Consider the following 9,373-nt stretch of genomic DNA (forward strand, 5'->3'; position numbering starts at 1 on the left):
CTGCCGGACCCGGGACGCCATATCTCGCATTGCCAATGTGCAGTTGCGCATGTGACGCAACACCAGTGAACATGACCATCATGCCAAACGCCAAAACACGTAATGCATTCATGATTGACACTCCAGGTCAGATCAAAAAGTCTGACCGGATCAAATCATCCTCTTTTGGGCCCAAAAGGCAAACATTAAAGGACTGTTCCACTCAACCATCTCTTGGCCTCAGGTGCCCGCGGATGTCAAGAAAACCGGCATTCTGATTGTGTCGAAGGATCCCAAGGACGGCGTGGTTTTCGAAAAAGAAATCGTGGAACGTACGATCACCCTTCCCAAGGGAGTGCTCAAGCCCGGCAAAACCTATTTGTACCAGTTAGGGCATATTCGTGCCAATGGAGAAATCATGGACGGTGGCTCCGTTGAGTTTCATACCGAGAAGTAGCTGGCTGGTGATGTGGGGTGCCTGAAAACCTTCACAACCGCTGCCTGCTGCCCTGAAACGGGTTGATCTGCTTATCCGAGCAAATCATTGGGTTTTTTTGCTATACTTGACTCCGTTAGTCAACTAAATAGACTGAAGGAGCAAGCAATGCGACTCACCACCAAAGGCCGTTTTGCGGTCACTGCGATGATTGATCTTGGACTGCGCCACAGTGCTGGCCCGGTGACACTGGCAGCGATCAGTCAGCGCCAGCAAATCTCCCTGTCTTATCTTGAGCAACTGTTTGGCAAGTTGCGGCGTCACGCATTGGTCGAGTCGACCCGCGGTCCGGGTGGCGGGTATACCTTGGCCAGATCACCGAGTGATATCACCGTGGCGGAGATTATCACCTCGGTTGATGAGCCCATGGATGCCACCCAGTGTGGTGGCAAGGAAAATTGCCTGGGCGAGGGGGCTCGTTGCATGACACATGATCTGTGGGCATCGCTGAACAACAAAATGGTTGAATTTTTAGACTCAGTAAGCTTGCAAAATCTGGTGGATGAACAGTTGGCCAAGGGCTTCCAGCTGGAAGAAAAGCCTACACTCAAACGTGCTATTTCGAACCTGCCGGCGGTCAAACCGATTCGCGTGAATGCGCCCAATTCGGTGTTCGCCCTGGGCAATGCCTATTCAAAAATCTAGGTCGTTTTCGTTCTCACCTGCAAGAGATTCATCATGGACAGCACTCCCCATTTTCCGATTTACATGGACTACAGCGCCACCAATCCCTGCGACCAGCGGGTGGTGGATGCCATGATTCCCTGGCTGCGCGAGCATTTTGGCAACCCCGCGTCACGCAGTCATGCCTGGGGTTGGGAGGCTGAAGCTGCGGTCGAAAAAGCCCGCGAGCAAGTCGCGGCCCTGATTGGTGCCGATCCGCGTGAAATTGTCTGGACCTCTGGTGCTACCGAATCCAACAACCTGGCCTTGAAAGGCGCTGCGCATTTCTATCAGTCCAAAGGCAAACACCTGATTACCGTCAAGACTGAGCACAAGGCCGTGCTGGACACCTGCCGCGAGCTGGAGCGTCAGGGGTTTGATGTGACCTACCTTGATGTACAGCCCGATGGTCTGCTGGATCTGGACGTTTTCAAGGCTGCGATCCGTCCTGACACCATTCTGGCCAGCGTGATGTTCGTCAACAACGAGATTGGTGTGATTCAGGACATCGCCGCCATTGGCGCGATCTGTCGTGAAAAAGGCGTGATCTTCCATGTGGATGCCGCCCAGGCCACTGGCCGGGTTGCCTTCGACCTGAGTCAGTTGCCAGTGGATCTGATGAGCTTGACCTCGCACAAGACCTATGGCCCCAAGGGTATTGGTGCCTTGTTTGTGCGCCGTAAACCACGCATCCGCCTGGAGGCGCAAATGCACGGGGGCGGTCATGAGCGCGGCATGCGCTCTGGCACCTTGCCCACGCACCAGATCGTGGGCATGGGTGAGGCCTATCGCATTGCCCGGGCCGAAATGGCTGATGAGAGCGTACGCATCCGTGCGTTGCATGACCGTCTGGTGGCAGGTCTGCAGGACATCGAGCAGGTGTTCATCAATGGTCACCTGACCCAGCGGGTGCCGCATAACCTGAACATCAGCTTCAATTATGTCGAGGGCGAGTCACTCATCATGGGCATCAAGGGGCTGGCGGTGTCCAGCGGCTCGGCCTGTACGTCGGCTTCGCTGGAGCCCAGTTATGTGTTGCGCGCCCTGGGGCGCAGTGATGAACTGGCGCACAGCAGCCTGCGAATGACAATTGGCCGCTGGAGCACCGAAGAAGAAATTGATTACGCAGTGGCCACCATCAAGGAAAACGTGGCCCGTCTGCGCGAATTGAGTCCGCTGTGGGAAATGTACAAGGACGGCATTGACATCTCCACGATCCAGTGGGCGGCACATTAAGGAGAAATCACATGGCATATTCTGAAAAAGTGGTGGACCACTACGAACATCCCCGCAATGTGGGCTCATTTGACAAAGGTGACGAGTCGGTTGGTACCGGCATGGTCGGGGCACCTGCTTGTGGCGACGTGATGAAACTGCAGATCAAGGTCAACCCTGAAACCGGGGTGATCGAGGATGCCCGTTTCAAGACCTATGGCTGTGGTTCGGCGATTGCTTCGTCGTCGCTGGTGACGGAGTGGGTCAAGGGCAAGACGCTGGATCAGGCCGCGGCGCTGAAAAATAGTGAAATTGCCGAAGAATTGGCCCTGCCGCCTGTCAAAATTCACTGCTCCATCCTGGCCGAAGATGCCATCAAGGCGGCAGTGAATGACTATCGGCAGAAGCACGCCGAGGCGCAAACTCTTTAACCCTTAACGCTGCCTTTGGCCTGATAAGCCTCGCGGCGGTTTACCTGACACGGACTTCCTCAAACATCATGGCTGTAACGCTGACCGAAGCTGCTGCCCGGCATGTCAACCGCTACCTGACCAAACGTGGTCAGGGGGTGGGGGTACGCCTGGGCGTGAAAACCACCGGCTGTTCCGGGCTGGCCTACAAGCTGGAATATGTCGATGAAATTGGTCCTGAGGACCTGGTGTTTGAAGGCCATGGCGTCAAGGTGCTGGTGGACCCGAAAAGTTTTGCCTACCTTGACGGTACCGAGCTCGATTTCGTGCGTGAAGGCCTGAACGAAGGCTTCAAGTTCAACAACCCCAGAGAGCGCGACCGCTGCGGCTGCGGCGAGTCGTTTCGGGTGTGAATCTGCAATCTGACGATTTCACGCTGTTTGGTCTAGAGCGGCGTTTCAGGCAAGACCGTGCCCAGATCGACGCCCGCTGGAAAGATCTACAGCGCCAGGCCCACCCGGACAAGTTTGCCGACCAGGGCGCCGCGGCGCAGCGGTTGGCGATGCAGTGGTCGGTGCGGATCAACGAAGCCTATCAGCGCCTGAAAGACCCGCTCAAACGTGCCGCTTATCTTTGTGAGCTGCATGGGGTGCCGGTCAACGCCGAGAACAACACCGCCATGCCTGCGGCCTTTTTGATGCAGCAAATGCAGTGGCGTGAAGAGCTGGATGATGCCCATGGGGGGCCAGAGCTGGAGCAGCTGCGTCAGCAGGTTGCTCGGACCGCAGCCGAGATACTGCAAAATATTGAGCATTTGATGGATGCTCAGCAGGCGTTTGAACCGGCGGTCGGGCAAGTCCGGACCCTGATGTTCATCGAGCGTTTTGCTGCAGACGTGGACAGGCGCCTCGATCAGATTGAAAGTTGACAAGGTCTGCCGGACCTTGTGAGATAAAGAAAACCATGGCGCTTTTACAAATTTCCGAACCGGGCCAGTCGCCCAATCCGCATGAGCGGCGTATTGCCGTGGGTATTGACCTGGGCACCACCCATTCGCTGGTGGCGGCGGTGCGTCATGGTGTTGCCGAATGTCTGCCTGACGCGCAGGGCCGGGTGATTTTGCCTTCGGTGGTGCGTTACCAGGCCGACGGCGGGCGTCAGATCGGTTTTGAGGCGCTGGCGGGACAGTCGACGGATGTTGAAAACACCATCGCTTCGGTCAAACGTTTCATGGGGCGCGGCCTCAGGGACGTGGCGCTGGCTGCCAAATTGCCTTACCGGTTTGTGGATCACCCCGGCATGCTGGGTTTATTGACTGCACAGGGGGAGAAATCGCCGGTCGAAGTCAGTGCCGATATTTTGGCCACCTTGCGTTACCGGGCCGAGGACACCTTCAACGCGGATCTGTACGGCGCGGTGATCACTGTGCCGGCCTATTTTGACGACGCCCAGCGTCAGGCCACCAAGGATGCCGCCCAGCTGGCCGGCCTGAATGTGCTGCGCCTGATCAATGAGCCCACGGCGGCGGCCATTGCCTATGGCCTGGACAATGCCAGCGAGGGCATTTATGCTGTTTACGATCTGGGCGGGGGGACTTTTGACATTTCCATCCTGCGGTTGACTCAGGGGGTGTTTGAGGTGGTGGCCACCGGTGGGGACTCGGCCCTCGGCGGGGACGACTATGACCATGCCCTGGCGGACTGGGTTCTGGCACAGACGGGTGCAGCGCCCACGGCCGATGCCGACCCGGTCGACAAGTCCGTGCTCAAGACCGCTGCCCGGGCTTGCAAGGAAGCCTTGACTGCTTCAGATTTAGTAGCATTCCATGCAGCATTGACGTGGGGTGAGCTGAATTTTGATCTGAAACGTTCGGATTTTGAAGCCGCCACCAGTGCGTTGACGGCACGCACCCTGACGGTTGTGCGCAAGGCCCTGCGCGACGCCAAACTCTCCGTCAGTGACATCCAGGGCGTGGTCATGGTGGGGGGCTCCACCCGCATGCCACAAATCCAGCATGCTGTCGGGGAATTTTTTGGCCGGACGCCGTTGACCAATTTGAACCCGGATGAAGTGGTGGCGCTGGGCGCCGCCATTCAGGCCAATCAATTAGCGGGTAACAACCCGGGTGGTGACCTGCTGTTGCTGGATGTGATTCCACTGTCACTGGGGATTGAAACCATGGGCGGTTTGGTCGAACGCATTGTGTTGCGCAACGAAACCATTCCGACTGCCAAGGCGCAGGATTTCACCACCTATATCGACGGCCAGACCGCCTTGGCGCTGCATGTGGTGCAGGGTGAGCGCGACCTGGTGGCCGATTGCCGCAGCTTGGCGCGTTTTGAGCTGCGCGGTATTCCTCCCATGGCCGCCGGGGCGGCGCGTATCCGCGTGACCTTCACGGTGGATGCTGATGGCCTGTTGAATGTTTCGGCATTGGAGCAGACCAGCGGGGTGCAGGCCCACATCGCCGTCAAACCCTCGTATGGCCTGGGAGACGAGCAGATTGCCCGCATGCTGCAGGAAAGTTTTGCCACGGCAGAGGCTGACATGCAGGCGCGCGCCGTGACCGAGGCGCGGGTGGATGCCGACCGCATGATCCTGGCCACGCAAAGTGCCCTGCAGGCCGATGGTGACCTGCTTGATGATGCCCAGCGTGCCGGGATTGACCAGCTCATGCAGGCCGTCCAGGCCGCCCGCGGCCTCAGTGATGCCGCGGCCATTGAAGCCGTCACACAAGCCTTGGCCAAAGGCACTGAAACCTTTGCCGCGTTGCGCATGAACCGGGGCATCCAGAAAGCGCTGTCGGGCCGGAACATTGAGACCCTCTGAATTCATCTATCGCCCTTATGCCTATCATCAAAATCCTGCCTCATGCCGACTATTGCCCGCAGGGTGCCGAAGTGTCGGCCCCGGCGGGCACCTCGATCTGCGAGGCGCTGCTGGACAACCACATCAACATCGAACACGCCTGCGAGATGAGTTGTGCCTGCACCACCTGCCACGTGATCGTGCGTGAAGGTTTTGAGTCATTGGCGCCATCGGAAGAAGAAGAGGACGACCTGCTGGACCGGGCCTGGGGGCTGCAACCGCAGTCGCGCCTGAGCTGCCAGGCCATCCTGGCGCAAAAAAACCTGGTCATCGAGATACCGAAATATTCGATCAACCATGCCAAGGAAGGCCATTAGGCCGTTTGCACCATGCGTCAGATTTTCCTGGACACGGAAACCACCGGCCTGTCGGCGGACAACGGTGACCGCATCATCGAAATCGGTTGTGTGGAGATGCTGCACCGCAAGCTCACCGGCAACAACCTGCACATTTATGTCAATCCGGGTCGGGACAGCCACGAAGAGGCGCTCAAGGTACACGGCATCACCACCGAGTTTCTGAAGGACAAGCCCAGATTTGAGGAAATTGCCGAAGAGTTGATCGCGTATTTGCGCGGTGCGGCCATCGTCATCCACAACGCACCGTTTGACCTGGGTTTTCTGGACATGGAACTGGCCAGAATCGGCCAGCCCAAACTGGCCACATTGGTTGCGAGTGTGACCGATACCCTGGTGATGGCCAAGGAACTGTACCCGGGCAAGCGCAATTCGCTGGACGCCCTGTGTGACCGGCTTGAAGTGGACAACTCCGGCCGCACGCTGCACGGGGCGTTGCTGGATGCCGAATTGCTGGCCGATGTGTACATCAACCTCACGCGTGGCCAGAATGTGTTGCAGATGGATGACACGTCGACCACGGACACTGCCGGCAACAGCGTACCGATGCTGGACCTCAGCGGCTTCAGGTTGCCGGTGCTGCAGGCCAACGAGCAGGAAGCCGCAGCCCATGAAGACGTGCTGATGCAGATCGACAAGTCCAGCGGCGGCAAAACCATCTGGCGAAAGTTGTCCGCCGCAGCCGTTTGAGCGCCTGTCATCCGTCATAATCGGCCCAGCTAGAGGTGCCACCCGCCGGGTGGCTGAGACATACTCTTTGAACCTGATCTGGGTCGTGCCAGCGTAGGAAAGCATCCAAAACTTGCTTGGCGTTGTGCGACTTCGGGTCTTTAACCCGGATGGCCATGCGCAAACAACTTCTTCCTTCCGATCTCTGGGCTGATGTGCAGTCGGTCCGTGCCAGCCGGCCGCTGGTGCATTCCATCACCAACCTGGTGGTGATGAACTTCAATGCCAATGTGCTGCTAGCCATGGGCGCATCGCCGGTGATGGCACATGCACACGAAGAGGTGGCCGACATGGCCGCCATTGCCCAGGCACTGGTGCTCAATATCGGGACGCTGGAGCCTTACTGGATCGAGAGCATGGGGCGGGCCCTGGCTGTTGCACGGCAAAGAGGCATCAAAACCGTGCTTGACCCGGTCGGGGCGGGCGCCACCAGCTATAGAAACAAGAGCATTGCAGCGCTGCTGGCACAGGCCATGCCCTCGGTGATCCGCGGCAATGCCTCCGAGATCATGAGTGTCGCCGGCCTGGCTGCCCAGACCCGCGGCGTGGACAGTGGTGCTGCCGCGCAGGACGCGTTGCACGGTGCGCGCACCCTGGCGCAACGCACGCAGGGGGTGGTGTGTATCAGCGGTGAAGTGGATCACGTGCTGGACGTCCATGGCCGTCACGCCAGCCTGGCCAATGGCCATGAGTGGATGACACGTATCACTGGTGTGGGCTGCTCGGCCAGCGCCTTGATCGGGGCATTTTGTGCCGTGCAACCGGATGCCTGGCGTGCCACCGTGTCGGCCATGGCGTATCTGGGGGTGGTGGGGGAGGTCGCCACCCAACTGGTGCAGGCGCAGCGGCTGGGGGTTGGCAGTCTGCAAATCGCCTTGCTGGACCAGTTGCAGTTGCTGGACCAGGCCACGTTTGAACGCCGCCTGAAACTGGCGCTGGTGCAATCCGAATGAGCGTGATGCGTCGTGCGGTGCTGTCCGGCGTCGGCCAGGGTCTGAAGCTGCCGGATGTCTTGCGCCTGTACCTGGTGACCGATCAGGCCAGCCTGGGTGGGCGACCCCTGACCGACGTGGTACTGGCCGCCGTGCACGGCGGTGTGAGCTGCGTGCAGTTGCGTGAGAAAAACCTGCCGACGCGCGACTTCGTGGCGCAGGCCTGTGCACTCCAGGCGTTGCTAACGCCTTTGGGGGTGCCCTTGGTGATCAATGACCGCATTGATGTGGCACTGGCTTGTGGCGCGCAAGGGGTTCATCTGGGCCAGTCGGACATGCCGGTGGAACAGGCTCGGCAGATGTTGCCACCGGACGTGTTTATTGGCCTGTCGGTCGAGAGTGTTGACGACGTCCTACGGGCGGCCCGGCAACCGGTGGACTATCTGGGGGTGAGTCCGGTTTATCCGACACCGACCAAGACCGACACGGCTGCGCCCTGGGGGCTAGCCGGACTGCGCCAGTTGCGCGGCCTGACCGGGCTGCCGCTGGTGGCCATTGGCGGCATTCATCTGGGCAATGCCCATGAGGTGTTGCGTGCCGGCGCCAGTGGGCTGGCCGTGGTCAGCGCTTTGTGCGCCGCTGCCGATCCGTGCGCCGCGGCTCGGTCTTTTCAAGCCATTTTCAGTGAGTTGACGCCATCATGACGATTGAACGAAAGTACCAGTATCCGCGCGTCCTGTCGATTGCCGGGTCGGACAGTGGCGGCGGGGCCGGCATCCAGGCTGACCTGAAGACGTTTTCGGCCCTGGGGTGTTTTGGCATGACCGCGATCACCGCCCTCACCGCCCAGAACACCTGTGGTGTACGAGCCATTCACAATGTGCCACCCATGATGCTGCGTGAGCAGATTGATGCGGTAGTGGAAGACATTGGCGTGGATGCGGTCAAGATCGGCATGCTGCACGCGCCGGACACTGTGCGCACGGTGGCTCAGGCCATTGACCGCCATCAGCTGGCACGCGTGGTGTTTGACCCGGTGATGGTCGCCACCAGCGGTGCCAAGCTGATTGATGACGAGGCCATCACCGTGTTGGTGGCCGAACTGTTTCCGCGCGTCGCGCTGATCACGCCGAATCTGGACGAGGCGGCTTTGCTGGTGGGGCGGCCGTTGACCAGTCCACAAGACATGGCGTTGGCGGCGGCTGAACTGCTTGGCCGTGGTGCGCAGGCGGTGCTGCTCAAGGGGGGGCACCTGGCAGGTGACACCGTGATGGATTTGCTGCTGCAGGTGTCAGGTGAGCCACTGTGGATGCAGTCTCCACGCATTCACAGTGCCAACACCCACGGCACGGGGTGCACCTTGTCGAGTGCCATTGCCGCCCATCTGGCGCTGGGTGCTTCCCTGCCTGCGGCTGTTCAGCACGCCCGCGCCTTTGTGCGCCAGGCCCTGCAAGCCGGAGCCACAGTCAAAACGGGGCAGTCCAGTGGTCCGTTGAATCATGGGTTTGCACCGATGCCCATGCATTTGGAGGTCATCCATTCACCCGCAGGCAGGCCGTGATGGTTTGTTGCAGATTCACCGCCTGTGTTTCAGGCTGATCGGTCGCCACCAGCGCCCGCACCACGGCGACTGAACCGACGCCGCAGGCCAGCACCTGCGGTAGCCGCAGCGCATCAATCCCCCCAATGGCGACCGTGGCATGGTGGCGTAACAGGTCGGCATAT

12 protein-coding genes, 1 pseudogene and 1 riboswitch are annotated in these 9,373 nt (G+C 59.6%); of the genes and pseudogenes, 12 read left to right on the forward strand and 1 reads right to left on the reverse strand.

Annotation, left to right across the window (positions count from 1 at the left end; all coding sequences use genetic code 11):
* The first annotated feature begins 223 nt into the window (after positions 1 to 223).
* The 12 genes from PHW99_RS16600 to thiD all read left to right on the forward strand — a co-directional run bounded on the left by PHW99_RS16600 (position 224) and on the right by thiD (position 9,209).
* Positions 224 to 436, forward strand: a complete 213-nt coding sequence (locus PHW99_RS16600) for a hypothetical protein (RefSeq protein WP_300180175.1) — start codon at positions 224 to 226, stop codon at positions 434 to 436.
* 147 nt (positions 437 to 583) lie between these two features.
* Positions 584 to 1,120, forward strand: a complete 537-nt coding sequence (locus PHW99_RS16605) for a Fe-S cluster assembly transcription factor (RefSeq protein ID WP_300180208.1) — start codon at positions 584 to 586, stop codon at positions 1,118 to 1,120.
* Between the two features lie 33 nt (positions 1,121 to 1,153).
* Complete coding sequence (locus PHW99_RS16610) at positions 1,154 to 2,374, forward strand: IscS subfamily cysteine desulfurase (RefSeq protein ID WP_300180178.1); 1,221 nt, start codon at positions 1,154 to 1,156, stop codon at positions 2,372 to 2,374.
* Between the two features lie 11 nt (positions 2,375 to 2,385).
* Positions 2,386 to 2,784, forward strand: a complete 399-nt coding sequence (iscU, locus tag PHW99_RS16615) for a Fe-S cluster assembly scaffold IscU (RefSeq protein WP_300180181.1) — start codon at positions 2,386 to 2,388, stop codon at positions 2,782 to 2,784.
* 68 nt (positions 2,785 to 2,852) lie between these two features.
* Positions 2,853 to 3,176, forward strand: coding sequence for an iron-sulfur cluster assembly protein IscA (gene iscA, locus PHW99_RS16620; RefSeq protein WP_300180184.1), 324 nt, complete (start codon positions 2,853 to 2,855; stop codon positions 3,174 to 3,176).
* Complete coding sequence (hscB, locus tag PHW99_RS16625; protein ID WP_300180187.1) at positions 3,173 to 3,691, forward strand: Fe-S protein assembly co-chaperone HscB; 519 nt, start codon at positions 3,173 to 3,175, stop codon at positions 3,689 to 3,691. Before iscA ends, hscB begins: the two co-directional genes overlap by 4 nt.
* Before the next feature lie 35 nt (positions 3,692 to 3,726).
* Positions 3,727 to 5,592, forward strand: coding sequence for a Fe-S protein assembly chaperone HscA (gene hscA / locus PHW99_RS16630; RefSeq protein ID WP_300180190.1), 1,866 nt, complete (start codon positions 3,727 to 3,729; stop codon positions 5,590 to 5,592).
* Between the two features lie 17 nt (positions 5,593 to 5,609).
* Positions 5,610 to 5,948 (forward strand): ISC system 2Fe-2S type ferredoxin, encoded by a 339-nt coding sequence (fdx, locus tag PHW99_RS16635; protein ID WP_300180193.1) that lies wholly within the window; start codon positions 5,610 to 5,612, stop codon positions 5,946 to 5,948.
* Positions 5,949 to 5,960: 12 nt separating this feature from the next.
* On the forward strand, positions 5,961 to 6,677 hold the full coding sequence (gene dnaQ / locus PHW99_RS16640; RefSeq protein ID WP_300180196.1) for a DNA polymerase III subunit epsilon: 717 nt from the start codon (positions 5,961 to 5,963) through the stop codon (positions 6,675 to 6,677).
* Between the two features lie 21 nt (positions 6,678 to 6,698).
* Positions 6,699 to 6,794, forward strand: a riboswitch (TPP riboswitch).
* A gap of 38 nt (positions 6,795 to 6,832) precedes the next feature.
* Positions 6,833 to 7,669: a hydroxyethylthiazole kinase gene (gene thiM / locus PHW99_RS16645; RefSeq protein ID WP_300180199.1), complete on the forward strand. Its 837-nt coding sequence runs from the start codon at positions 6,833 to 6,835 to the stop codon at positions 7,667 to 7,669.
* Positions 7,670 to 7,674: 5 nt separating this feature from the next.
* Positions 7,675 to 8,352 carry a thiamine phosphate synthase gene (thiE, locus tag PHW99_RS16650; protein WP_300180211.1) on the forward strand — a complete coding sequence of 226 codons (678 nt, stop codon included), beginning with the start codon at positions 7,675 to 7,677 and terminating at the stop codon, positions 8,350 to 8,352.
* A complete protein-coding gene (gene thiD / locus PHW99_RS16655) occupies positions 8,349 to 9,209 on the forward strand; it encodes a bifunctional hydroxymethylpyrimidine kinase/phosphomethylpyrimidine kinase (RefSeq protein WP_300180202.1) in 861 nt (286 codons plus the stop codon). Before thiE ends, thiD begins: the two co-directional genes overlap by 4 nt.
* Here thiD and PHW99_RS16660 read toward each other — a convergent pair.
* Positions 9,181 to 9,373: pseudogene (locus tag PHW99_RS16660) on the reverse strand (thiamine phosphate synthase); the annotation flags it as partial. The gene thiD and the pseudogene PHW99_RS16660 sit on opposite strands and share 29 nt — an antisense overlap.

Source organism: Rhodoferax sp., from assembly GCF_028689305.1.
Taxonomy (GTDB): domain Bacteria; phylum Pseudomonadota; class Gammaproteobacteria; order Burkholderiales; family Burkholderiaceae_C; genus Rhodoferax.

Coding starts and splice junctions, on each gene's coding strand:
- PHW99_RS16605 (WP_300180208.1), top strand. CDS start 584: ATGCGACTCACCACCAAAGGCCGTTTTGCGGTCACTGCGATGATTGAT.
- PHW99_RS16610 (WP_300180178.1), top strand. CDS start 1,154: ATGGACAGCACTCCCCATTTTCCGATTTACATGGACTACAGCGCCACC.
- iscU (WP_300180181.1), top strand. CDS start 2,386: ATGGCATATTCTGAAAAAGTGGTGGACCACTACGAACATCCCCGCAAT.
- iscA (WP_300180184.1), top strand. CDS start 2,853: ATGGCTGTAACGCTGACCGAAGCTGCTGCCCGGCATGTCAACCGCTAC.
- hscA (WP_300180190.1), top strand. CDS start 3,727: ATGGCGCTTTTACAAATTTCCGAACCGGGCCAGTCGCCCAATCCGCAT.
- fdx (WP_300180193.1), top strand. CDS start 5,610: ATGCCTATCATCAAAATCCTGCCTCATGCCGACTATTGCCCGCAGGGT.
- dnaQ (WP_300180196.1), top strand. CDS start 5,961: ATGCGTCAGATTTTCCTGGACACGGAAACCACCGGCCTGTCGGCGGAC.
- thiM (WP_300180199.1), top strand. CDS start 6,833: ATGCGCAAACAACTTCTTCCTTCCGATCTCTGGGCTGATGTGCAGTCG.
- thiE (WP_300180211.1), top strand. CDS start 7,675: ATGCGTCGTGCGGTGCTGTCCGGCGTCGGCCAGGGTCTGAAGCTGCCG.
- thiD (WP_300180202.1), top strand. CDS start 8,349: ATGACGATTGAACGAAAGTACCAGTATCCGCGCGTCCTGTCGATTGCC.